27 protein-coding genes are annotated in these 25091 nt (G+C 35.5%); 23 read left to right on the top strand and 4 right to left on the bottom strand.

Annotated elements, in window-relative coordinates; translation table 11 throughout:
- Window positions 1-116: 116 nt before the first annotated feature.
- Window positions 117-1259 carry a DNA polymerase III subunit beta gene (gene dnaN, locus NC799_RS12590; protein WP_272446803.1) on the bottom strand — a complete coding sequence of 381 codons (1143 nt, stop codon included), beginning with the start codon at window positions 1257-1259 and terminating at the stop codon, window positions 117-119.
- Between the two features lie 221 nt (window positions 1260-1480).
- Complete coding sequence (gene dnaA, locus NC799_RS12585) at window positions 1481-2833, bottom strand: chromosomal replication initiator protein DnaA (protein WP_272446802.1); 1353 nt, start codon at window positions 2831-2833, stop codon at window positions 1481-1483.
- A gap of 717 nt (window positions 2834-3550) precedes the next feature.
- Between dnaA and rpmH the strand changes: the two genes are divergently transcribed.
- The 7 genes from rpmH (at window position 3551) to rsmG (ending at window position 10384) form a co-directional block, all read left to right on the top strand.
- Window positions 3551-3685 carry a 50S ribosomal protein L34 gene (rpmH, locus tag NC799_RS12580; RefSeq protein ID WP_138419175.1) on the top strand — a complete coding sequence of 45 codons (135 nt, stop codon included), beginning with the start codon at window positions 3551-3553 and terminating at the stop codon, window positions 3683-3685.
- Window positions 3686-3939: 254 nt separating this feature from the next.
- A complete protein-coding gene (gene rnpA, locus NC799_RS12575) occupies window positions 3940-4281 on the top strand; it encodes a ribonuclease P protein component (protein ID WP_272446801.1) in 342 nt (113 codons plus the stop codon).
- Window positions 4282-4385: 104 nt separating this feature from the next.
- The gene (spoIIIJ, locus tag NC799_RS12570) at window positions 4386-5165 is read left to right on the top strand and encodes a YidC family membrane integrase SpoIIIJ (RefSeq protein ID WP_272446800.1); all 780 of its coding nucleotides are present in this window, start codon (window positions 4386-4388) and stop codon (window positions 5163-5165) included.
- On the top strand, window positions 5162-5776 hold the full coding sequence (gene jag, locus NC799_RS12565; RefSeq protein WP_272446799.1) for an RNA-binding cell elongation regulator Jag/EloR: 615 nt from the start codon (window positions 5162-5164) through the stop codon (window positions 5774-5776). The genes spoIIIJ and jag overlap by 4 nt, the downstream gene beginning before the upstream one ends.
- A gap of 459 nt (window positions 5777-6235) precedes the next feature.
- Window positions 6236-7612 carry a tRNA uridine-5-carboxymethylaminomethyl(34) synthesis GTPase MnmE gene (gene mnmE / locus NC799_RS12560; RefSeq protein ID WP_272446798.1) on the top strand — a complete coding sequence of 459 codons (1377 nt, stop codon included), beginning with the start codon at window positions 6236-6238 and terminating at the stop codon, window positions 7610-7612.
- A gap of 46 nt (window positions 7613-7658) precedes the next feature.
- The gene (gene mnmG / locus NC799_RS12555; RefSeq protein WP_272446797.1) at window positions 7659-9548 is read left to right on the top strand and encodes a tRNA uridine-5-carboxymethylaminomethyl(34) synthesis enzyme MnmG; all 1890 of its coding nucleotides are present in this window, start codon (window positions 7659-7661) and stop codon (window positions 9546-9548) included.
- A gap of 116 nt (window positions 9549-9664) precedes the next feature.
- Window positions 9665-10384 (top strand): 16S rRNA (guanine(527)-N(7))-methyltransferase RsmG, encoded by a 720-nt coding sequence (rsmG, locus tag NC799_RS12550; RefSeq protein WP_272446796.1) that lies wholly within the window; start codon window positions 9665-9667, stop codon window positions 10382-10384.
- A gap of 87 nt (window positions 10385-10471) precedes the next feature.
- Here the strand turns inward: rsmG and NC799_RS12545 are convergent, their stop codons facing one another.
- Window positions 10472-10870, bottom strand: coding sequence for a hypothetical protein (locus tag NC799_RS12545; RefSeq protein ID WP_272446795.1), 399 nt, complete (start codon window positions 10868-10870; stop codon window positions 10472-10474).
- A 415-nt stretch (window positions 10871-11285) separates the two neighbouring features.
- Here NC799_RS12545 and noc point away from each other — a divergent pair, with 415 nt between their 5' ends.
- The 4 genes from noc (at window position 11286) to NC799_RS12525 (ending at window position 14787) form a co-directional block, all read left to right on the top strand.
- Window positions 11286-12149 (top strand): nucleoid occlusion protein, encoded by an 864-nt coding sequence (gene noc, locus NC799_RS12540; RefSeq protein WP_272446794.1) that lies wholly within the window; start codon window positions 11286-11288, stop codon window positions 12147-12149.
- 202 nt (window positions 12150-12351) lie between these two features.
- On the top strand, window positions 12352-13134 hold the full coding sequence (locus NC799_RS12535; RefSeq protein ID WP_272446793.1) for a ParA family protein: 783 nt from the start codon (window positions 12352-12354) through the stop codon (window positions 13132-13134).
- Entirely contained in the window at window positions 13106-13942 is an 837-nt protein-coding gene (locus tag NC799_RS12530; RefSeq protein WP_272446792.1) for a ParB/RepB/Spo0J family partition protein, read from the top strand. The genes NC799_RS12535 and NC799_RS12530 overlap by 29 nt, the downstream gene beginning before the upstream one ends.
- 131 nt (window positions 13943-14073) lie before the next feature.
- Window positions 14074-14787 carry a DUF554 domain-containing protein gene (locus NC799_RS12525; RefSeq protein ID WP_272446791.1) on the top strand — a complete coding sequence of 238 codons (714 nt, stop codon included), beginning with the start codon at window positions 14074-14076 and terminating at the stop codon, window positions 14785-14787.
- A 156-nt stretch (window positions 14788-14943) separates the two neighbouring features.
- Here the strand turns inward: NC799_RS12525 and yyaC are convergent, their stop codons facing one another.
- Window positions 14944-15552 (bottom strand): spore protease YyaC, encoded by a 609-nt coding sequence (yyaC, locus tag NC799_RS12520; RefSeq protein WP_272446790.1) that lies wholly within the window; start codon window positions 15550-15552, stop codon window positions 14944-14946.
- A gap of 89 nt (window positions 15553-15641) precedes the next feature.
- On the opposite strand from yyaC, the gene NC799_RS12515 reads away from it, so the two are divergent.
- The 12 genes from NC799_RS12515 to NC799_RS18440 all read left to right on the top strand — a co-directional run.
- The gene (locus tag NC799_RS12515; RefSeq protein WP_272446789.1) at window positions 15642-16667 is read left to right on the top strand and encodes a YkvI family membrane protein; all 1026 of its coding nucleotides are present in this window, start codon (window positions 15642-15644) and stop codon (window positions 16665-16667) included.
- A gap of 38 nt (window positions 16668-16705) precedes the next feature.
- On the top strand, window positions 16706-17593 hold the full coding sequence (locus NC799_RS12510; RefSeq protein ID WP_272446788.1) for a mechanosensitive ion channel family protein: 888 nt from the start codon (window positions 16706-16708) through the stop codon (window positions 17591-17593).
- A gap of 8 nt (window positions 17594-17601) precedes the next feature.
- Window positions 17602-17796, top strand: coding sequence for a DUF951 domain-containing protein (locus tag NC799_RS12505; protein ID WP_272446787.1), 195 nt, complete (start codon window positions 17602-17604; stop codon window positions 17794-17796).
- 248 nt (window positions 17797-18044) lie between these two features.
- Window positions 18045-19145 carry a redox-regulated ATPase YchF gene (gene ychF / locus NC799_RS12500; RefSeq protein ID WP_272446786.1) on the top strand — a complete coding sequence of 367 codons (1101 nt, stop codon included), beginning with the start codon at window positions 18045-18047 and terminating at the stop codon, window positions 19143-19145.
- 224 nt (window positions 19146-19369) lie between these two features.
- A complete protein-coding gene (rpsF, locus tag NC799_RS12495; RefSeq protein WP_272446785.1) occupies window positions 19370-19660 on the top strand; it encodes a 30S ribosomal protein S6 in 291 nt (96 codons plus the stop codon).
- A 12-nt stretch (window positions 19661-19672) separates the two neighbouring features.
- A complete protein-coding gene (gene ssb, locus NC799_RS12490) occupies window positions 19673-20164 on the top strand; it encodes a single-stranded DNA-binding protein (RefSeq protein WP_272446784.1) in 492 nt (163 codons plus the stop codon).
- Window positions 20165-20183: 19 nt separating this feature from the next.
- Entirely contained in the window at window positions 20184-20414 is a 231-nt protein-coding gene (gene rpsR / locus NC799_RS12485) for a 30S ribosomal protein S18 (RefSeq protein ID WP_272446783.1), read from the top strand.
- 357 nt (window positions 20415-20771) lie between these two features.
- Window positions 20772-21521, top strand: a complete 750-nt coding sequence (locus NC799_RS12480) for a site-specific integrase (RefSeq protein ID WP_272446782.1) — start codon at window positions 20772-20774, stop codon at window positions 21519-21521.
- Window positions 21522-21526: 5 nt separating this feature from the next.
- Window positions 21527-22513, top strand: a complete 987-nt coding sequence (locus NC799_RS12475; RefSeq protein WP_272446781.1) for a tyrosine-type recombinase/integrase — start codon at window positions 21527-21529, stop codon at window positions 22511-22513.
- Window positions 22500-24104, top strand: a complete 1605-nt coding sequence (locus NC799_RS12470) for a site-specific integrase (RefSeq protein ID WP_272446780.1) — start codon at window positions 22500-22502, stop codon at window positions 24102-24104. Before NC799_RS12475 ends, NC799_RS12470 begins: the two co-directional genes overlap by 14 nt.
- Complete coding sequence (locus NC799_RS12465; RefSeq protein ID WP_272446779.1) at window positions 24094-24546, top strand: hypothetical protein; 453 nt, start codon at window positions 24094-24096, stop codon at window positions 24544-24546. Before NC799_RS12470 ends, NC799_RS12465 begins: the two co-directional genes overlap by 11 nt.
- Window positions 24547-24841: 295 nt before the next feature.
- Window positions 24842-25091: DUF6431 domain-containing protein (locus NC799_RS18440; RefSeq protein WP_417006685.1), on the top strand; the 250-nt coding region annotated here is incomplete at its 3' end.

Raw genomic sequence — 25091 nt, 5'->3', positions numbered from 1 at the left:
TCTTGGTTTTTTTATACTTTCTGATCTTATAAGAAAAGCGCTAGTCGTCTTTCTCGATTATAAAAAGCTCTTATCGAACTGGTTATTCAATAAGAGCTTTTCTGCACATTAATTTTTTAGTACGTTCTTACTGGCAAAATTAGCTGAAGAATTTGATCATTATCAATTGGACGAATAATAAATGGTCGCATTGCACCAGTAAATTCTATTTTCACATGATCATTTTCTATTGCCTTTAAGGCATCCATCATATATTTTGCACTAAAAGATATCTTTAAATCTTCACCTTCAATTGAATCGGCGGTCACTTCATCGACTACTTTTCCTACTTCTGGAGAATTGCTACTAATTTCTAGTACAGTATTTTCCTTTGTCTGAAGTCTGACCACATTATTCTTACTTTCTTTAGCGAGTAACGATGCACGGTCAATCGATTGCAATAATTCTTTTGTTTGCCCGTAAACAATTGTTTTGCTTTGTTCAGGAATTAGTCGAGATGTCTCAGGATATTTACCGTCTAATAAACGGGATAGAAAATATAGATTTTTCGTTCTAAATAAAATTTGATTTTCCGTCACACTAACTTCAACAGATTCTTGGTCTTCTTCAAGAATTTTGTTTAATTCTGTCAAACTTTTCCCAGGCACGACCACACTAGGAAAAGTGATGCTTGCTGTCTGACTTTCTAAAGGAATACGGCGAGATGCCAATCGATGGCTATCCGTTGCAACAAAATTCAAGTAGCCTTCTTCGACCTTCATATTCACACCAGTAAGAATTGGTCTTGTTTCAACTGTTGATACAGCAAAAACAGTTTGTTTAATTAAATCTTTTAATAAATCAGTAGGTAATTCAAAACTCTCATCGGTATGCAGCTGTGGTAGCTGTGGATATTCATCTGCATCTTGTCCATTCAAGTGAAATTCTGCATTTCCTGAACGAATTGTTACGTTTAAATGATTATCAGTAATAATTTCTACTGTTTTTTGAGGAAGTTTTCTAATAATGTCAGGGAAATATTTTGCTTGAACAATAATACTTCCTGCTTCTATTTGCTCAATATTTACAATGCCATTGTCTTCTGTTGGGATAAACGATTCAATTGAAATATCCGAATCACTACCAGTTAGTTTGATACCCGTTTCTTTTGCTTCAATTTTCAGACCAGTTAAGATTGGAATAGCTGTACGTGAAGAAATTGCTTTCATCACGTGTTGAACACTTTCCATTAATTGATCTCGTTGTATTACAAATTTCATAAAACAAAATCCTCCTACTGGAAGTATATATTATTTATTTTTTTTATAAAATATCGTAGTAATAGTAATAGGCACTGTGGAAATGTGGATAACCTCAAAAATAACCAGTAAACAAAGCCTATCCAGTTGTGGATAGACTGTTAGTAATTTTGACAAGTTATTCAGGTTATTCACATGTGGAAAACCTATTAAAATGAGATACTCGTTGTTTTGTAAACAAATTACAGTGATTTTAGCTGTTCTTTTATATGATCAATTTCCTTTTGCAGTAATTGGTCCTGGCTAATCATCTTAGATATTTTTTCGTGTGCATGGATAACAGTTGTATGGTCTCTTCCGCCAAATTCTTCCCCAATTTTAGGCAAAGAAAAGTCAGTTAATTCTCTTGATAAATACATTGCAATTTGTCTTGGAAACGCAATTGATTTCGTTCTCTTTTTTGCGACAAATTCTTCTAATTTGACATTATATTTTTCACCAATCACTTCTTGGATTGCGTGGATTGTTATCACTCTAGGCCTTGTACTAGGAATGATATCCTTTAAGGCTTCAGCTGCTAAAGATGCATCGACATCTTTATTAATTAACGATGAGTAAGCAACAACTCGAATAAGTGCACCTTCTAGTTCTCTAATGTTTGTGTCAATTTGATTAGCAATGTAGAGCATCACTTCATTTGGGATATCTAACCCTTCTGCTTTTGCTTTTTTGCGCAAAATGGCAATCCTTGTTTCTAAATCTGGTGGCGTAATATCTGTAATCAATCCCCACTCAAACCTTGATCTAAGACGATCTTCTAACGTTGGTATCTCCTTTGGTGGACGATCACTTGAGATAACTATTTGTTTACTTTCCTCATGCAACGTATTGAATGTATGGAAAAATTCTTCTTGTGTTTGTTCTTTTCCAGCTAAAAACTGAATATCATCTATAAGTAACACATCGACGTTTCTGTATTTGTTGCGGAAGTTTACCGCCTTATTATCACGAATTGAATTAATGAATTCATTGGTGAATTTTTCAGAAGAAAGATAGACAACTTTCGCTTGAGGATTATGATCCAAAACATAATGCCCGATCGCATGCATTAGGTGTGTTTTTCCTAATCCAACACCACCATAAATAAATAATGGATTATAAGCTTTTGCAGGTGCTTCAGCAACGGCTAAAGATGCAGCATGAGCAAAACGATTTCCAGAACCGATAACAAATGTATCAAAAGTGTATTTTGAGTTAAGCATAGACTTAGGTGATTCACCAGAATCTGTTTGCTTAACATCTTCCTTCTTTTTCACAGATGGTTTAATCTCATCAATTTTGCTTTCTGTTTCTGGAATAATAAATTTTGTTTTTAATTGAGCACCAGTAACTTCAAATAGTGCATCAGATATGAGATCAGTATATCTGCTCTCTAGCCAATCACGGGCAAACTCATTCGGTGCAGAAACAATCAAAGTGTCATCTTCTAAACTGTCAGCCATTGTATTTTTTAACCAGGTGTCAAAACTTGGTTTACTTATTTTCGTCTGAATCGATTGCAATGTATTCGACCATAATTCCTGGATATTTTCCAAAGTATAGTCACCCCTTTTGCTATGGAACATGGGAAATAAAAAGCCTCTCGCAATCTTTCATTTATGTTAACTGACGTAGTAGAAAGATCGAAAGGCAATTTTTGATTGTGGATAAAAAAGACGCGATTACCTAATGAGTATACATAATTATTCCATTTTCCACATCCTTGTTGATAATATTACAAACATGGGTGTGTGTAAATGTCCACACGTTATCCACAGTTTGTGGATAACGATGTTGTGTTAGATGATTTTTTGAACGTTAAAACACAAATATAATATCAAATAAATCCAGTATACGCAATGGTTTTTCGACACTTATCCACAAAAACTACAGGTTGTAGACAACTTCTATCCACAATACTATATTTTGTGATTTTCTTGTCGATAACTGTTTGGTAAAGTCGAATGTGGATAATTATGTTACGCACATGCCATGTGGATAAGTGTTTCTGGTCAGGGGGCAAATGTTTTTTACAATTGTTTATCAAATGTTCGGGTTCAGTTAAATCCTAATAATTGCTGTATTATAACAGTGTCGGTAATTATGGTAGGATCTTCTTGTGGAAGGGGAAGATGTTGTTGAGTGTAAACAAAACGTATCAAATATAATTCCATATAAAGGTAAGTTGACAATACACCTACCTGTTACGTATAATGTATGGGACTGTCTTTTACAGATGAATTTTCTTAATTCCTCAGGGAGGTGTATGATAAATGAAACGCACATTTCAACCAAATAATCGTAAACGTAAAAAGGTTCACGGCTTCCGTTCAAGAATGAGCACGAAAAATGGACGTAAAGTTTTAGCGCGCCGTCGTAAAAAAGGTAGAAAAGTATTATCTGCATAGGCCACTGAATTTAAGTCAGTGGTCTTTTTTCTAGAAAAGACTAAGAAAGTACTAAATTTAGGATTAACTAGCTACTATGGTTTGAATCGATTTAAATATGGACAAACCTTATGAATGAAGGTTGAAGAAGGAAGGGGCCTTTAGTGGTCCCTTTTGATTAAGGTTAACTAGACCAAGTTTGTTGGTCAGTAAAAGTGAGTTAACATTTTCTTTAAACTTAAATCTATGTTTTAGTTGTATGGGGGTTTGCTTCCATGAAGAAGGATCATCGTCTAAAAAAAAATGAAGAATTTCAAATTGTGTTTAAGAATGGCAAATCATTTGCAAACCGCCAATTAGTTCTTTATTACTTAAATAAAAGTGATCAAGCACATTTTCGGGTAGGACTATCTGTTAGTAAAAAAGTAGGTAATGCAGTTACACGAAATCAAATTAAGCGTTATCTAAGGCAGGCGTTTTTAGAACTTGATGAAAAAATAATCGATCAATATGACCTCATCGTGATTGCAAGAAATCCAACCAATAAAATGGACTTTCATCAAATGAAGTACAGTTTAGTTCACTTGCTATCAAAAACAAATCTTTTGAAAAAATAATAGAACAACATATGGTTACATGATAAAATAATAAGCAGATTTTTACATAATAAAGAGAGATGTTCAACTTTATTATCTCGTTGATACTGGTAAGGAGGAAGAAAATGCGTAAAAAGGTTTTACTTTTCTTAACCTTGGTCGCAGTACTTGTGTTACTTTCTGGGTGTACAGAGGTAGACCAAGAGATTACAAGTGAAAGTACTGGGATTTGGAATCAATATTTTGTTTATCCATTGTCTTGGTTAATAAGTTACGTTGCAGGTGTGTTTAATGAAAATTATGGTTTATCTATTGTACTTGTTACGATTCTAATTCGTTTAATTTTATTACCATTAAACATTAAACAATTAAGAAGCTCAAAGGCAATGCAAGCTATTCAACCACAACTGCAAGAAGTTAGAAAAAAATATAGCTCTAAAGATCAAAAAACACAGCAAAAGTTGCAACAGGAAACAATGGAATTATTCCAAAAGAATGGTGTTAATCCTTTAGCAGGATGTTTGCCGATTGTTGTGCAAATGCCAATTTTAATTGCTTTTTACCATGCGATTATGCGAACACGTGAAATAGGAGAGCATGAATTTTTATGGGTTCAATTAGGTGATCCAGATCCCTATTACATTTTACCAATCATTGCTGCTGTGGCAACATTCGCTCAACAAAAGCTAATGATGGCTGGAATGAGTGGAACGCAAAATCAAATGATGCCACAAATGACAATGATGCTTTATATAATGCCAATCATGATTGGTGTGTTTGCAGTCTTTTTCCCTTCTGCTCTTGCACTTTATTGGGTAGTAGGTAATATATTTATGGTAGGACAAACTTTATTAGTTCGAAACCCAATGATGAAAGATGCTGAAACGGGAGGAAACAAAAAGTGAAACAAGTAACTGCTACTGGGCAAACAGTTGAAGACGCGGTCCAATCAGCACTTAAGCAGTTAAACACCACACGGGACCAGGCTACTATTGAAGTAATTGATGAAGGTAAAAAAGGTTTGTTAGGTGTTTTCGGTTCAAAACCAGCAATCGTAAAGGTTTCTGTTGTTGATAGTCCTGTCAAACAAGCTGAAAAATATTTAAAAAATATTGCCGATCAGCTTGGAGTAGAAGCAGAAGTTTTGACGTCAGAAAAAGATAATGAAATAACGTTCCAATTATCTGGAGAAAAAATTGCAATTTTAATTGGAAAACGTGGTCAAACGTTAAATGCCCTACAATATCTATTACAATTAATTATTAATAAAAATTCAGACAAGTTTTATACTGTTATTGTAGATGCTGAAGGTTATCGAGAAAGACGTAAACAAACGCTGGTCCAATTGGCAAATCGCTTAGCTGATAAAGCAGTTGCAACTAGAAAAGAAGTTTCACTTGAACCTATGCCATCGTATGAGCGTAAAATTATTCATACTGCATTACAAAACAATAAGAAGATAACGACGCATTCTCATGGCACTGAGCCAAATAGACATGTTGTCATTAAGCCGTAATAAAGAAAAAAGCATATGAAAATTAGTAAATAAAACGCATGGATTCATGCGTTTTATTTTTTTGCGAAAAATTCAAATGAACAGTAGATGGGTAATGCGCACCAATCTTTGACATAAGATCCAGTGTTAATCAACCGCTCCGGAAATACACTTGCTTGCTTCCCGTGGGTGGCCGATGAGGCACCCGATCACTGATAAGGGACTACCTGGAGCGCAAATTAGTACGCATTATATAAAAACCTGTGAGGTAGTAGATGAATGGCAAAATAAAAATGTAAACTATTCACATGTGGATAACCTAAAATAATATTACTGTAATAGCTGTGTGGATATCTTTCCAATTTTAAGAGAAATGTGATATTCTAATAAGTTAGTGACGATAATTTTAAAATGTGGATAAGTAAATGAGGACGATTGATATAGATAATTTGTTATTTAGGAGAAAGTGTGGTGTAAACTGTGGATAATGATACAATTGCCGCGATATCGACGCCGATTGGAGAAGGAGCAATCGCGATTGTCAGACTAAGCGGAGAAGAGGCAATAACAATTGCGAATCGATTATTCGATGGAATAAATATAGAGGGTGTAACATCGCATACAATCCATTACGGCAAAATTGTTGATCCAGCGACGAACGAGGTTGCAGAAGAAGTAATGGTTACGGTGATGAGAGGGCCGAAAACTTTTACGAGAGAAGATGTAGTTGAAATAAATTGCCACGGTGGATTAGCTTCTGTTAATAGACTGTTGGAGCTAGCGTTAGCCGAGGGTGCACGACTAGCTGAACCAGGTGAATTTACAAAACGAGCTTTTTTAAATGGAAGAATTGATTTATCCCAGGCAGAAGCAGTAATGGATTTAATCCGGGCTAAAACGGATAGAGCGATGAATGTTGCATTAAAGCAAATGGATGGACATTTATCAAAATTGATTCAAACATTACGCCAAGAGTTGTTAGAAACAGTTGCGCATGTGGAAGTAAATATAGATTATCCAGAGTATGATGATGTAGAAGAGATGTCCCATGAAATGATGATGGAAAAATCGAAAAGAGTTCTCAAAGAAATTGAAAGGCTATTACAAATGGCCAAACAGGGTAAAATACTAAGAGAAGGGCTATCAACTGCAATTATTGGACGACCAAACGTCGGAAAATCTTCGTTACTAAATGCATTAGTACATGAAAATAAAGCTATTGTAACTGATATTCCTGGTACAACTCGGGATGTTATTGAAGAATATGTTAATGTACGAGGCGTTCCACTTCGTTTAGTGGATACTGCTGGTATTCGAGAAACAGAGGACATAGTTGAAAAAATTGGTGTAGAACGATCAAGAAAAGTATTAAAAGAGTCCGATTTAATCTTACTCGTGCTAAACTATGGAGATGAACTACTTGCAGAAGACATCAACCTTTTTAAAGCAGTAGAAGGATTGCAAGTAATTGTCATTGTTAATAAAACTGATTTAGACCAAAAGATTGATTTAGATAAAGTACATCATTTGGCCAAGGGCAATCCAGTCATAACAACAGCTTTAATCGAGGAAAAAGGGATAGATGAATTAGAGCAGGCAATTGCAGATACTTTCTTTGCAGGGGAATTAGATGCAGGAGATTTAACTTATGTCTCCAATGTTCGCCATATCCAGTTATTGAAACAAGCAAAACAAGCATTAACCGATGCAATGAATGGGGTGGAGCAAGGTATTCCAATTGATTTAGTTCAGATTGATGTAACAAGAACATGGGAGTTATTAGGTGAAATTGTTGGTGATACTGTCCATGAGAGTTTGATTGATCAACTATTTTCACAGTTTTGTTTAGGAAAGTAGTCATGGTCAATATTAAGAAAGTTTAATTTAAAGGAGAGACTAAGTCATGACGTATAATGCTGGTCAGTTTGATGTGATCGTTGTTGGTGCTGGTCATGCTGGGGTTGAGGCTGCATATGCAGCTGCCAAACGCGGTGTAAAAACACTAATGCTTTCATTAAATTTAGATATGATTGCTTTTATGCCATGTAATCCATCGATTGGTGGTCCGGCTAAAGGGATTGTTGTAAGAGAAGTAGATGCACTTGGAGGTTTAATGGGGAAGGTTATTGACAAGACCTATATCCAAATGCGCATGTTAAACACAGGGAAGGGGCCTGCTGTACGTGCATTACGTGCCCAAGCAGACAAGCCTTTATATATCCAAGAAATGAAACATATTTTAGAAAATGAACAAAACTTAACACTTCGCCAAGGGATGGTTGAGAAGTTAATTATCGAAGACGGGGAATGTAGAGGAGTCATCACGGAAACGAAGGCAGCTTACTATGCGAAATCTGTGGTTATTACGACTGGTACATTTATGCGTGGTAGAGTAATTATTGGTGACCTTTCTTATGAAAGTGGTCCAAATAACCAACGAGCTTCGGTTAAATTATCGGAGCATTTAGAGGAACTAGGCTTTGAACTTGTTCGATTTAAGACGGGTACACCACCACGTGTTATTAGCCATACAATTGATTATTCTAAAACTGAAATTCAACCGGGTGATGAAGATCCTCGTCATTTTTCATATGAAACGAAAGAAGCAATTCCCAATCAAATTCCGTGTTGGTTAACTTATACGAATGAATTCACCCATAAAATTATTGATGAAAACTTAGGATTATCAGCGATGTACTCCGGGATGATAAAAGGTACTGGGCCTAGATATTGTCCATCGATTGAAGATAAAGTAGTTCGCTTTCATGATAAACCAAGACATCAAATCTTTTTAGAACCAGAAGGGCGCAATACTGAGGAAGTTTATGTCCAAGGTTTGTCTACGTCAATGCCTGAATTTGTTCAACGTGAAATGTTAAGAAGTATTCCGGGCTTAGAAAATTCAGAGATCATGCGGGCGGGATATGCAATTGAATATGATGCAGTTGTTCCAACGCAATTATGGCCAACACTTGAAGTAAAGAAAGTTCCTGGCTTATTTACAGCTGGGCAAATTAATGGTACTTCTGGATATGAAGAAGCAGCTGGTCAAGGGATTATGGCTGGAATTAATGCAGCATCCAAGGCATTAGATAAAGAACCACTTATCTTAGACCGTTCCCAAGCCTATATTGGGGTTTTAATTGATGACTTGGTTACGAAAGGCACCAATGAACCTTATCGATTATTAACTTCTCGTGCCGAATACCGTTTGTTACTTCGTCATGATAATGCTGATTTACGTTTAACTGAAATTGGTCACCAGTTAGGCCTTATTTCTGACGAGCGATATGAAGCATTTCTTCAAAAGGAGCAATTAGTAGAGGAAGAAAAAGCACGATTGGCTAATGTGATGCTAAAACCAACTGATGAGTTACAGGCGATTATTGAAGGAGCGGGAGGAACCCCTCTACGTGAAGCGATAAAAGCAGGTGATTTGTTAAAACGTCCAGAGATGACTTATGACTTAATTGAAAAAGTGACACCTAGTGAAAAAGATTTGGATTGGGATGTAAAGGAACAAGTAGAAATCCAAATTAAGTATCAAGGATATATTGATAAGTCGAATCAACAAGTAGACCGGATGAGAAAGATGGAGAACAAGCTTATCCCAGAAAATATTGATTATGATGATATTGGAGGGATAGCAACAGAAGCTCGTCAAAAACTAAAACAAGTACGACCATTATCTGTTGGGCAAGCATCAAGAATTTCCGGAGTAAACCCAGCCGACGTATCCATTTTATTAGTATATATTGAACAAGGGAAAATTAAACGAGTATCTAATCAATAAAAAAGAACCACTTCACTTTTAATGGAAAGAATTGCTTCTCTAGAAATACGAAGCAACCTCCCAATTAAGAGTGGGGTGGTCTCCCTACATATTATATAAAGAAAGGATCTCATTACATGAATGTCACAACCTTTCTAGACATGTTAAATGATAAAGGTATTACATTAAATGAGAAACAAATCGAACAATTTAACACCTATTTCGAAACATTAGTTGAATGGAATGAAAAAATGAATTTAACAGCTATTACAGACAAAGAGGAAGTCTATGTTAAACATTTCTTTGATTCGATTACGGCTAGTTTTTACTTTGACTTTTCTAAAAAAGCATTTCACATTTGTGATGTTGGAGCGGGAGCTGGATTCCCAAGCATACCATTAAAAATTTGTTTTCCACATTTAAAAGTGACGATCGTAGATTCTTTACAAAAACGAATTACCTTTTTAAATCATTTGGCAAACGAGTTAAGTCTTGATGGTGTTGCATTTTACCATGACCGTGCTGAAACATTTGGACAGAATGAAAAATTTAGAGATAGCTATGATGTAGTAATCGCCCGTGCTGTAGCTAGAATGTCTGTGTTAAGTGAATTATGCTTACCATTATGCCGCACAAATGGCAATTTTATTGCAATGAAAGGTCCTAATTTGAAAGATGAATTAAAAGATGCTAAAGCAGCAATTAAATTACTCGGTGGTGAATTACACGAAGTCAACACCTTTGAATTACCAGACGAAAATGGAGAAAGAAATATTGCAATCATCCATAAAAAAAGAAAGTCACCGAAAAAGTATCCAAGAAAACCAGGAGTCCCAAACAAAACACCTTTAACATAAAAGTATTAGGATTATGAACAGTCGGGAATTAAGCTGTTAAAAACGCTCAGATTTTTCCTGAGCGTTTTCACATCATCGTACTTCGTTTTAACCTTCTACCATTTTCAAATATAATATCTCTTCTCCGTTAACAATAGCAATGTATGCTGGTGTATTGGTTTCAAATATCTTTGTCCCAATAGGTAATCTATTGGCAGTCTCATTGTTAAATTGGGATGCCTTATCTGCTTGTTTTGTTATTTCTCCAATTTGGTCACCCACTTCATATTCCAATTCTGTTACCCATTCCACATCCTGTGCATTTGAATATACATACCCGTCTAATAGAAAAATATCAGCATTATCATTTTGCAAATAATCTTTTGGGGTAGGATTAGTGATGGATGAACTACTAGAAAATGGATTTATAGAGTACCCATCATCATTGCAAGCAAGTAAAAGTGAAATAAAAAGAATACTTAGAGAAAGTAGGAGCTTTGAAAACATAATTTTATTCCCCCTTATCAATTAGACGATATAGAGGTTAACATAGTTTCAGGTTAATACTCTTCATGATGCCTTTTTTCATACAAAAGTATAAAAAAATCCAAGAGCTGTCTAGCTCCGGGCGCCTACCACCTCGAGGACTTAAGCAGAAAATCTTTGTGGAAAAGAGCGCTACATAGATTTTCTGCTTAAGCTTGTTGGGGGTGGGCAAAGCACACTGCGCTTTTCTTATAATTTTTCAGAATTAGCATTTCTTATATCTTACGCAATTTACTAGATATATGATAGAATAGTAAATGGAATGTTACAAATTTTTTTCGCATTAATTTTAATCGTTAGGATGCTAAATGTTTCACGTGAAACATTTTTATAGATTTGGCATTCTATGAACGTTTAAAAAGGTGGTGTCGGTTTTATGTTACACCCTTTCAGCCGTATATTTGGCCTAGGTGAAAAGTCGTCAGAGGAAGAAAAACAAGAAGAATACCATCCAGATGAAGTCATACAAATTCCCGTGAATCAAATTGAACCAAATAGGTATCAACCAAGGTCTATTTTTAACGAGCAAAAAATAGAAGAGTTGGCCCAGACGATACATACACACGGAATGATTCAACCAATTGTTGTACGCATGATGGGTGAAAATGAAAGCAGTAATGGCTATGAGTTGATTGCAGGCGAGAGGCGTTGGCGAGCTGTCCAAGTATTGGGTTGGGAGAGCGTACCGGCCATAATTAGAAATATGAATGAGGCTGAAACTGCTTCTGTTGCTTTAATTGAGAACCTTCAAAGAGAAGAATTAACAGTCATTGAAGAAGCAATGGCATATCAACGGTTACTTGAAATCCATGGATTAACTCAAGAGGCTTTGGCACAACGTCTGGGTAAAAGCCAATCGACTATTGCTAATAAAATGAGGTTGTTGAAATTGCCTGAAAGTGTTCAACAGGCTGTCTTGGAGAAGAAAATCACCGAAAGACATGCTAGAGCTCTTATTATCTTGAAAGACCCAGAAAAACAAGAAAAAATTCTTGCAGAAATAATGGAAAAAGATTTAAATGTAAAGCAAACAGAAGAAAGAATTGCCAAACTTTTTCAAGAAAAAGTAAAAAAGAAAAAACCTAAATTAAAAGGTATAAATAAAGACATGCGCATCGCAATGAATACGATAAGGCAATCGTTAAATATGGTAAGTGATACAGGCATAGATCTTGAAACAGATGAACAAGATCACGATGATTATTATCAAATAACTATTAAAATCCCTAAGAAAAAATAATACACAAATTAAACTCCCATCTTACACGAAAACAAGATGGGAATTTTTTGCACAAATTATAAAAGGTTAAAAAATTATTAGTATTTGACTACAAATATCGACAAAATTATTAAATTTTTATTACCAAATGATTGTAATAGAATTCAAAGCGGTAAAAAAATGATAGAATAGAATGTAAAGAGTTTAGTAGGTAGGTGACACCATGGGAAAAGTAATCGCCATTGCAAACCAAAAGGGTGGCGTAGGAAAAACTACATCAGCAGTTAATTTAAGTGCCTGTATCGCATATTTAGGTCATCGTGTTTTGCTTGTGGATATCGATCCTCAAGGAAATGCGACTAGTGGTGTAGGAATAAATAAAGCAGATGCAGATAACTGTATTTATAATGTATTAGTAGAAGATGTCGATGCTGAAAAGGTTTGTGTCGCTACTTCTGTAGAAAATCTAGATATTATTCCTGCAACAATTCAACTAGCTGGTGCAGAAATAGAATTAGTACCAACGATTTCAAGGGAAGTTCGTTTAAAAAAAGCAATTGACGGAATTAAAGAAAACTATGATTTCGTCATTATTGACTGTCCACCTTCCTTGGGGTTACTAACAATAAATTCATTAACTGCAGCTGATAGTGTTTTAATACCAGTTCAATGTGAGTATTACGCATTAGAAGGGTTAAGTCAGTTATTAAACACGATAAGACTTGTGCAAAAACACCTAAACAAGAGCCTGATGATTGAAGGTGTTTTATTGACGATGTTAGACGCTAGAACAAATTTAGGGATTCAAGTTATAGAAGAAGTGAAAAAGTATTTTCAAGATAAAGTGTACCAGTCTGTTATTCCAAGAAACATTAGACTTGGAGAAGCGCCGAGTCATGGGCAACCAATTATTCTTTATGATCCGAAATCTCGTGGCGCTGAGGTTTATTTAGACTTAGCAAAGGAAGTGATCGCAAGTGGCGAGAGGGTTAGGGAAAGGAATTAATGCTTTTTTTCCTGAGTTAGATACAAAAGCGGATGATTCTGTACAAGAGGTTTCTGTAAAAGAGTGTCGTCCGAATCCATACCAACCTCGTAAAACTTTTCATGCGGACGCAATTGAAGAATTAAAAGAATCGATTCTACAGTATGGTATACTACAGCCATTAATTGTCCGAAAAAGCATTAAAGGTTTTGAAATTGTCGTAGGTGAAAGACGTTTTCGTGCGGCGAAAGAAGCTGGACTTAATACTGTTCCTGTTATTGTCAGAGACCTCAGCGATGAAAAGATGATGGAGCTTGCACTGCTTGAAAATTTGCAACGAGAAGATTTAACCCCGATAGAAGAGGCATATGCGTATTCGAATTTAATGAAAGAATTAAAAATAACACAAGAAGAATTAGCAAAGCGGTTAGGGAAAAGTAGGTCGCATATCGCTAACATTGTTCGACTTCTTTCCTTACCAGAACAAATTAGCGCCTTAATAAATAACGGTGAATTATCAATGGGGCACGGACGTGCATTGTTGGGACTAAAGGATAAAGATAAAATCATTCCTTTAGTTAATAAAATTAGAAAAGAATCGTTAAACGTCAGGCAAGTAGAACAGTTAATCGTTAAATTGAATGAAAAAGCACCAAAAGAACCGAAAAAACAAGAAAAAAAAGATGTCTTCTTAGTGGAACGGGAAAGTAAACTTAGAGATTATTTTGGTACGAGTGTTTCGATTCATAAGGGAAAGAAAAAGGGGAAAATTGAAATAGAGTTTTTCTCTGATGATGATTTAGAACGAATTCTTGATATGTTGAAATGAACTCAAGTCTGGTAAAAGGTTAGGTTATAATCTTTTATCAGACTTGTTCTTTGTTTGAATAAAACTAGTAAATATAAATGTTTCACGTGAAACAATAGAGAAACTAGAGAAAAAATAATGGAGAGGTCATCATGGTATTATTAGGTACGCTAGTTAATGGTTTGTGTATAGTGTTGGGATCTGCGCTTGGATTATTTTTCACTAAGATTCCGGAAAGATATAAACAAACAGTGATGAATGGAATAGGGTTAGCTATAATTTTAATAGGAATTCAAATGGCTTTAACAACAGAAAATATTGTAATTGTGTTGCTAAGTTTATTAACAGGTGCAATTATTGGCGAGTTAATTAATTTAGAGGAAAAATTAACTAACGCAGGGGAATGGATTCAGTTACGTGTTAATGCTAATCAACATAATAAACATAATAATATTGCTCAAGGGTTTATAACAGCTACGTTGGTTTTCTGTGTGGGTGCAATGGCTGTAATAGGAGCACTTGATGGAGGGCTACGAAATGATCATGAGGTTTTATTTACAAAAGGATTATTAGATGGTTTTGTAGCACTCGTTCTAACGACAACGTTAGGAATGGGAGTAATGTTGTCAGTAATCCCTGTCGTCCTTTATCAAGGAACGATTGCCTTATTAGCCACTCAAATTGAGCGTTTCTTACCGGAATCATTTCTTAGTAGCTTTATTTTAGAGATGACTGCAACAGGGGGGCTATTAATTGTAGCAATTGGGCTAAATATGCTTAATATAACAAAAATAAGAATAGCTAATTTATTACCATCTGTAGTGACTGTAGGAATTATTATCTTTATTTATCAATTGTTTATCTGATGTGAGATGTTACTTAAGCTTGTAGGAAAGATTAATTTCTACAAGCTTTTGTTACAACATAAGAAAATATAAAAGAATCCATGAGTTGTCAGGATCCGGGCGCCTATATCCTTAAGCTTGTCAGGGGTGGGCAAGGCACCTTGCCGCTTTTGTTCGTTATGTTTTAGCTTGTGTATTTGGTAGTGGAATAACTTTATCACGATTTTTTAATAAGTGATGATCTAAAAGTGCCATTGCTTGAGCAATTTTCTTTGCCATTTGCATAACAACGTGAAGTCTAGTGTTTTGCAAAACGAGAAATTCCATATATCCACTGACATTTACCACCCCAGAAATATGTATATTACCGACACTTGGTAATTCTTTGTTTAAGGCCTTTCCTGGCTGGATTGGGCCATTTCCTGTAATGACATTACCAATGGACTTCACACGCCCTAGACAAGCGTCTACAGCGATAATAAACGTGTTGGGATGTTCCTTTTCAATTGCTTCTAATTTTTCTACTAGGTTAACGGCGTGTATAGGATCTTGTAATGTTCCATACACATGAATAGTAGACGTTTTTCTTTCGGATAACAATGTGCCGGTGAGAGGGCCAAGTGAATCACCTGTCGACCGGTCAGTTCCAATACAAATAACAACTATTTCGGTAAGGGAGCTCGGAAGTTGATTTATAAGTGATTGCATTAATTTAAATGGCATCGAGTTATCTTCAACAGAAAGTCTAGTCTGATTTTTTTGGGACAAATTTGTTTTTAGATTCATAGCTTTTCCTCCGTAATCATATTGGTATAAGTATACGAATTAATTAACCTTTCTATACATCGATAGAAAAAGAATGTGGAGGAAACTTTATGTGGAAATCAGGTATAAAATGGATGTTTTTAATCGTTGGTACGACAATTGGAGCAGGTTATGCATCTGGGAGAGAATTATGGCAATTTTTTGGAGCAGAAAGTGGACTAGCCATTATTTTATTTGGCTTTCTATTCGCGCTTTCATGCCACGTAATCTTAACAATAAGCAAAAAGCGTCAGTCATCTGATTATCTTCCTGTCCTTCGTGAAATAGTAGGAGAGAAGTTAGCTTATTTATATGATTGGATGATTATTATCTATTTATTTACTACTACTGTCATTATGCTTGCCGGCAGTGGGGCAACTCTACAAGCCTTTCACTTTCCCAATTGGTGGGGGATATTAGTTATCTCGATTCCTTTGATTCTTGTATTTGTTTGGGATATTGATGGTGTATTATCATTTAATAGTTTCATATTACCATTGTTAATAGTTGGATTATTAAGTGTTCTTTTAACATTTGCCCTACAACAGGATTTATCTTTTATACCTAATTTAACAAAGCAAAGTAACTGGACGGCTGCTTTTCCATTTACAGCGTTAAATATTCTACCGTTAATAGCTGTTTTAGGTGCAATTGGGAATGAAGTTAAGGGTAAAGGCGAGATATGGATTGCTAGTGTTGGAAGTGGTTTAATTTTAGGGTTGATTTCTTATATTTATAACAATAGTTTAATTCAAATTTCTGAACAAGTATTGTTGTATGAGATTCCATTGTTTGCAATTTTACACCATTATCCGTATGTGATGTTTTTATTTATTTCGATATTGCTATGGCTTGCTATCTTTACAACGGCAGTATCTGGAACATTGGGATTGGTGACGAGAATACGAACAATGTTAAAGTTACCACTATGGGTGCTAGCAGGAGCAATAGTGCTTATAATGCTCCCACTCACGAAGATTGGTTTTGCTACACTTATTGAATATTTATATCCTTTATATGGTCTATTAAATTTATATGTACTATCAGCACTTATACTTTACCCAATTCTAAATCGATACAAAACTGGGGAAAAATGATAGAATACATATACAAGTTAAGTGTTGGAGGAAAAAGTGTGAGTGTGTTAGAAGAACAATGGAATTATATATGGGAAAAAGTAACTAACCCTGAATTGTGGATATTAATAGCGGAAGGTTTTTTGCGGATTTTACTTATCATTGTCCTTGCAGGAGTTGTCGTTAAAGTTGGCACAAAAATTGTTAGCCGCATCTTTCAAAAAAGAGATCATGGCCCTTTTAAGATCACTTTGCGAAGAGAGAACACCTTAAAAAAATTAGTACAAAATACGTTGAGCTATGTTGTTTACTTTACTGCATTCTTAATGATTCTAGATACGCTAACAATTCCGATTGGTGCGTTGTTAGCCGGAGCGGGGGTAGCTGGTCTTGCAATTGGTTTTGGGACACAAAATTTAGTTCGAGATATTATAACTGGTTTTTTCATTATTTTTGAAGACCAGTTTTCCGTAGGTGATTATGTTCGTACGTCCGGAGTAGAAGGAGAAGTAGAAGAAATTGGGTTAAGAACAACCAAAGTAAAAAGTTGGACAGGGGAGTTGAATATTATCCCAAACGGTAATATTACCCAAGTAACTAATTTCTCAATTCACAATAGTATTTCGGTTGTTGATGTAAACATTCCGTATGAAACAGATATTCCAAGGGCAGAGAAAATAATAGTGGAACTATTAGCGAAGATGCCTGAAAAATATCCTGAGTTAAAAGGGATACCAGAATGTTTAGGTGTGCAAATGCTTGAAACATCTCATGTTGTTCTCCGTGTAATAGCAGAAGTACAACCAATGCAGCATTGGGCAATGGCCCGTAATTTAAGAAAAGAAATTAAGGGAAAGTTTGATGAAGAAGGCGTAGAAATTCCATTACCACGCTTAGTAATGTATTCTAGAGAAGACTTAGAAAAACCACTCGATGGGAAGGGGTGAGTGATGATATGGAAAAAGAATATCACTTAAACGATGTTGTCCAAATGAAAAAACCTCATCCGTGTGGCGAAAACCGATGGCGCATTATTCGCTTAGGAATGGATATTCGAATCAAGTGTGAAGGTTGCGGACATAGTGTTTTAATTCCAAGGAAAAAGTTTGAAAGTAAACTAAAGAAAATATTAGAAAAAGCTAATTCATAATCAACCGTAATAATGTAAGAAAAGAATTGTTTCACGTGAAACAATCTCACAAATATAGTAAAATTGATAAACTACATGGAATCTTTATAAAGAAAAGGCAAAATACACAAGATGTTTTTGAAAAACAAGGAAAAAAAACTCCTTGTTTTTTTAATTTGGATAACTTGTTATTTTCTATCGTTGTATCTATAATTGGGTATGACTTAACCGTTCATATGAGCGTTACCCTTAAGGAGTGAAAGTTAAATATGGCTTTAACAGCAGGAATTGTTGGTTTACCCAACGTAGGTAAATCAACCTTATTTAATGCGATTACACAAGCAGGTGCAGAATCGGCAAATTACCCTTTCTGTACGATAGATCCGAATGTTGGGATTGTTGAAGTGCCCGACTATCGCTTAGGAAAGTTAACGGAATTAGTAAAACCAAAGAAAACAGTACCAACTGCATTTGAATTCACAGATATTGCTGGGATAGTTAAAGGAGCTAGTAAAGGAGAAGGGTTAGGAAATCAATTTCTTTCCCACATTCGCCAAGTAGATGCTATTTGCCATGTGGTCAGATGCTTTCAGGACGAAAACATCACGCACGTGTCTGGCACAGTTGATCCTATTTCAGATATCGAAACCATTAATCTTGAACTAATTTTAGCTGATCTTGAGACGGTAACTAAACGGATCGGGCGCGTAGAAAAACTAGCAAAACAAAAAGATAAAGAAGCAGCAATTGAATATGATATTCTCGCTAAGCTACAACATGCTTTTGAATCAGAAAAGCCAGCCCGCGTTGTTGAATTTAGCGACGAGCAATTGAAAATAGTAAAAGGGTTACATTTGTTAACAAGTAAACCTATTCTTTACGTTGCAAATGTTGGAGAAGACGAGCTGCTAGATGCGGATAACAATGAAAATGTGAAAAAGGTTCGTGAATTTGCAGCGAATGAAGAAGCAGAAGTAATTGTAATTAGTGCAAAAGTAGAATCAGAAATCGCTGAATTAGAAGGTGAGGAAAAAGTCGAGTTCCTCGAAGAATTAGGTATTCCTGAATCAGGTTTAGATCAATTAATCAAGGCTACGTATTCATTATTAGGACTGGCTACTTACTTTACTGCTGGTGAGCAAGAGGTGCGCGCTTGGACATTTAAAAAAGGAATTAAGGCACCTCAAGCTGCGGGGATTATTCATAGTGATTTTGAGCGTGGTTTTATTCGGGCAGAAACAGTTTCTTATGATGACCTCGTTGACGCTGGAACGATGGGAGCTGCAAGAGAAAAAGGTAAGGTTCGATTAGAAGGTAAGGACTATTTGGTGCAAGACGGCGATGTTATTCATTTCCGTTTTAACGTGTAAGCCTGGAATCTCTCTGTATTTGTTCAGTAGGGCGCCTCTTTATAATAAAGGGGCACTCACTAAAAAGTACTCAAATAATCAACTTAGACAATATGTATCAAACAAAAGTTGCACAATACATAGAAGTTTGATATAATTCTTCATTGTGAGTAATTAAAAGACGATTACTCCTTGCTCCTGTACTAACTAGGGGCCGCTTTAGACCAAAAGGAGGTGCAAAACGGATGAGAAATTATGAAATCATGTACATCGTCCGCCCAAATATCGAGGAAGAGGCTCAAACAGCTTTGATTGAGCGTTTTAACTCTATCCTAACTGATAATGGTGCGGAAATCGGAAAAGTTGAAGAAAAAGGTAAGAAACGTCTTGCTTATGAAATCAATGACTTTCGTGATGGATACTATGTAATCATTAAATTTAAAGGCGATGAAAATGCAATTAATGAATTTGATCGTCAAGCGAAGTTCTCTGACGATATTATTCGTCATATTGCTGTTCGCGAAGACGACCAATAAGGAGGGGTTCTGATGTTAAATCGTGTCGTACTTGTCGGCAGGTTAACGAGGGATCCAGACTTACGCTATACACCAAATGGCGTGGCAGTAGCCAACTTTACCTTAGCAGTAAACAGACCTTTTTCGAATCAACAAGGTGACCGAGAAGCTGACTTTATTAATTGTGTGGTGTGGAGACGACCAGCAGAAAACCTAGCCAACTTTATGGGTAAAGGAAGCTTGGTTGGTGTCGATGGTAGAATTCAAACACGTAATTTTGAAGGTCAGGACGGTAAACGTGTATATGTTACTGAGATAGTAGCAGATAGTGTACAGTTCCTTGAGTCAAAAGGTGGAAGTAACCAAAACCAAGGTGGAGGTGGACAAGGTTCTGCTGGGCAACGCCCAAATCCGAACCAACCACCACAGCCTAATTATAATGACTATAATGGACCTAATGATGAAAATCCGTTTAAAGATAACGGAGAACCAATAGATATATCTGATGATGATTTACCATTCTAATTAAAAGGAGGGACTACTTATGGCAGCTCGTCGCGGTCGCGCAAAGCGTCGTAAAGTGTGTTACTTCACAGCAAACGGCATTACACACATTGATTATAAAGATGTTGATTTACTAAGACGTTTCATTTCTGAGCGTGGAAAAATTCTTCCTCGTCGTGTAACTGGAACTTCTGCTAAATATCAACGTAAATTGACTAGAGCAATTAAACGTGCTCGTCAAATGGCTTTATTACCATACGTGAACGATTAATAATTAAAAGAAAAAGCACTATAAGGGCTAACCTTATAGTGCTTTTTTAATCTAGAAGAAAAAGGGATAACAAAGATAGTGTATAGAAGATAATGGTATTGCTTATTTTAGCAGATATATTAGTAAAGGATAGAGGTCTTAGTATAATCTAAGACCTCTTTATCTTTAGAATCAAAGTTTTAAATTTTAAAGTAAATAATTTTTTCGGACAACAATTGCTATTAATCATTATCACCAAATGTTTTATTGTGAGTAATCTATTAATTTATAATATTTAAAAAAGCATTTATGTTATAATGTGCGTAATCTAATAGTTATTGAGGGAGTAAGTCCTTTTATTGTTGCGGAGGTTAGTATATGAAAGTAGAAAGAACTCTTAATTCTTTAGTTTTAGTAGATTCTAATATGAGGATTATTCCAGAGGTTTTAAATTATACGAATACGTTGGAATTAAAAGGGATGTCACCCAACACTGTTAGGGGCTACTTGAATGATTTAAAAAATTACTATTTGTGGCTTGAACAGGAAGGATTAAAGTTTTATGAGGTAAAACCAAAACATATATCAGGTTTCATTGAATTTATTGACAGTAGAAGTGCAAGTGGAAGAGTATCACCTCCTACATTATCTAGGTATCTTGCCACACTAAGCTCCTTTTATAGGCATTTTGAAGCTATTGGTGGACATGTAGAGGAAACTCCAATAGTGAAAATGGAAGGGAGTAAAATGAACCCAAGAAAAGGATACTTTAGGCATATAACCAGACAATGGGATAAGAATCTTCAGAATTACTTTAAGAGAAAACACAAAAAGAAAATTGATAAGAAGAGGCTTTATGAAGCTGACGTGGATAAGTGTTTTGAGGTAATAGAGTATTTATGGAATGAAGATGAGTCATTAAAATTTCGTAATAGGTTGATGTTTAAATTACTATATGAAACCGGATATAGGGTTTCTGAGCTTTTACATCTCAGAATCGATGATTTTGATTATCCCGATCCAACAGAAAAAACGGGAAACATTTATCTTATTGAAAGAGAGAATGAACCACCGGATAGGCAACTGAAAACAGGGAAAAGCGCACTCTTCAAACAGAGGATACACTAAAAAGTATGCTTATTGATGATGATGTAATGGATTCTATTGATACTTCGCTTCGTAACTGGAAATCAACGTTTAACCCAGTTCTTGAAGACTTAAACGAAGTTGTACTTTGGGCTTTGATTACTGTAATTAGACACACTGGAGTACGACTTACAGAAGCTCTAAATCTGAATTCAGATTGCATGAATAGGGACCTAATGAATAAGCATTTGATGGAGATTGTAAGTCCGAAAAATGAAACCGAAAGGTTTATTCCTGTGAACAGAGATGTATCTGTAGCAATCGATTATCTTTGTAAGGCTACAGAAGAACTACGTTCTGAATTGAAAACCGACAAATTATTTTATTACTTTCAAAAAATAAATAAGAAACACACTCCTTTAACCCAGTATGAGGCAAGAAGATGGTTGGGAAAATATATTAAACGGTTTAATATAGGGGATTCCAATGGTAATCTCGCGTTTTTGACATATAATAATTTTCGTCATCAAATCGGAACAGAACTTTTGAACAATGGTATGAGTCCTTTTGAAGTAAAAGAGTATTTAGGGCATGAATCCATGCACTCTACGCGATTATATGCCAAAGTTCGAAATGATAGATTAACCAAAGAATACAAGAAGCTTGGCTTTGTAGGTGTTGTTGAAAATAGCACCGAAGACATTGTTGATGAAGATGGAAACAAACTTGATTCAGAAAAACGCTTGATGGCACAACTTCCAGATGGTGTTTGCGCAAAACCAATTGGTAAAAAGGTTATTGATTGCAGAAAACCTAATGCTTGCTTGTTTTGTCCTAAGTTTATTACTACACCTGAATTTTTAGATATTCATAAGAATCATTTAGAACGTATAAAAGAAGATAAGGAGCGTTATCTGGCAGAAGACTTAATGGGTAGTGAGTACCACCTATTTGAGACTGAAAAGGCTCTTGCAGACATTATAAGTCGTTTATCAGCACTTCAAGAAGGAGGTACGTTAAATGGTGATAAATAAAGATATACCAATTGTAGATGATAATCCATCTAAATCAGATGCAGAATGGCGTTGTGGTAATAGTAAATTCACTGAGGATATATGGGATTTCAAAGGATTTGTACATGCTCCACATTGGAATGATGCCAAGTTTCGTATTGACTTTACATTATTTAACAATTGGACATCTATTAAAGATACAGTGAAAAGGTATATCATGTCCGAGTTGAAGATGGTAGTGTATAATTCAGCAAAGAGGAAGTATGCAGCATTTAGTCAGTTTAGGAACTTTTTAAAGGAAAATGGACACCTTGAAACCTTTCAGGATTTTACAGATAGCACAATACGTGAATACTTTGAGTTTTTGCTTAATGCCGATAGCGAAAGAGGAAAACCTCTAAGTGCACAAAGTATTAAAAAGTCAGCACAATGTGTGAAAGAGTTGTTAATCCGAGGAAGTCAAAGAGGCTGGGAAGTACCAAAAAATTCAGCTAAAATTAATAGCATTTACGATGAACTAATTATTAGGAACAATAGAGTTAAAGAGGGTACGAAGTTAGGAAAAACAAACAAAGTATTACCTGAGGAAGAAGTTGTGAGTAACTTAATTAGTTTGGCAAGGGAGCAATTAAAAAGAGGTGAGGATGTACTTGTATCTGCAGCTATTCTTATCTCAACCCAGTTAGGACATCGTATCAGTGAAATTGTTTTAATGGAAGCGAATCGTCTGAGCGTTATAAATGGAGAAGCCCACATTACCTTTCTAACTTGGAAAACAAAGAAAGAGCTCGTATGGGTAACAAGGCCAGCTAACGAAATAGTTGTAGAAGCGATTAAAGCTTTAGAAAAGCACTCAGAAGGGTTACGAATGAAAACTGGAAAACCTTATCTTTTTACAGTTAAAGCTAGAAATCAAAAAGATAAGTATTTAATAGCTGATTATTCAAATTGGGGTAAAAATAGGTTAAATCCATTTATTGAAAAGCGTGGGCTCAAGGATGAATACGGGCAACCTTTAAAGTTAACGCAACACTATTTTAGACATATTTTCACTACCTATGCATTAAAAGGTGGAATGAAAATACAAGATGTAGCTGAGCTATTAGGTCATGCTTCTATCACAATGACAGAAACTTATGACCATGCGAAACACGAAAAACAAGAGGTTATCAAAGGAATTCTATCTGGTGATATTCCAATTAGTTCAACTAATAAAACTGCACTTGAACGGATAGAAGGTGAAGAAAATCCATTTGCAGGAAAAACTGTTGAACAAGTAGATAAAATGCGAAGAAGTTTAAAAATAGAGCTCTTACCTCATGGAATGTGCTTACACCACACAATGCGAGGAGAACCTTGTGCTCAAGATGGAGTATGCTTAGGATGCAAAAATTTTATAGCATCCTCTAACCACCTTCCGATATACGAAAAAAGACTTGAAAGAGTTAATAATGAATTAACGAAAAGTAATGATAAAAGTATCTTCTCTAGTAAACTTCGTTATCAAAGAGATAAGCTAGAAAAGTATGTCCACGAACTACAGGAAAAATTGTCACAAAGGGAATACCAAGAAGCATTAGAACAAGTGGCAGGTACTAAATATGAAGAATGATAAAAAGTTAAGTCTCGCAGATCAAAACAGACTTAAAACTACTGAAAAGGTCAAGAAAGCTCTTGAAAAATTAAAAAAGAGTAAAATACCAATCAACGTTAGTAGTGTTTCTAAGATGGCTAAAATATCACGTAAGACAATCTCAACTAATAGACCTGATCTAAAAGAAATGATTGAGGAAGCACGTTCGTTACAAAGTGATTTAGACCCTTCTGAAGGGGGAAAATCTAAGTCAAAGGGTACAACTCAATCTGAACGTGTCAAACAGCTTAGAGAGAAAAATAAAGATCTTATAGAAGATAAGAAAAAGGTCCTGAATCAAAATATGATTCTTACCAAGGAAAACACCAAGTTGAAAGAAAGACTTGCAGACCTTGAAGAGAAATTGTATTCACAATCTAAAATTAAGGTTGTTGAGATGAATAAGATACCGAATAAATAATTGTTTTGAAAAATGTACCCCAATCCTACCGGAAAATGAACGACTTTGGTTTAAGAGTACAAATGTAAAGCATCACTTTATTCCCTCCAAAACTGTTTGCGGCCAACTCTATTGTCCTGTTCGGCGGCAGCTTTGGTCAACGACCTTGTCATATCCGTTTAATAAAAAGAGCCGACAGTTCAATGGCCATGGTATAATGGACATTGAACTGTCGGCTCTTATCAGTTACAACTAAAAAGGAAAAGTCAACTGTCTCTTTAGCTTGGCCGCTAGAACAGTTGACTCCCAAAAACATATGACTATTATACTTGAGTATCCTCATTCTATCAAGCACTACATCAAATTTATCAATCATATCGATATTGAATGTAACTGCCCCTTCTGTGGCAGACCTCTATGGAACCACGGTAAGTATAAGCGCACGGTCCATCACAAGACTAAGTCCTATGTCATTCCCATTATTAGGAAACGTTGTCCTGATTGTGATAAAACCTTTTCTCTTCTCCCATCCTTTGTTAGACCTTGGGCCCGGTTTTCCAATCATA

The sequence above is a fragment of the Aquibacillus salsiterrae genome, from assembly GCF_028416595.1.
GTDB lineage: Bacteria > Bacillota > Bacilli > Bacillales > Amphibacillaceae > Aquibacillus_A > Aquibacillus_A salsiterrae.
The sequence above is the reverse complement of the archived record's forward strand: the minus strand, read 5'-3'. Positions and strand labels throughout refer to the sequence as shown.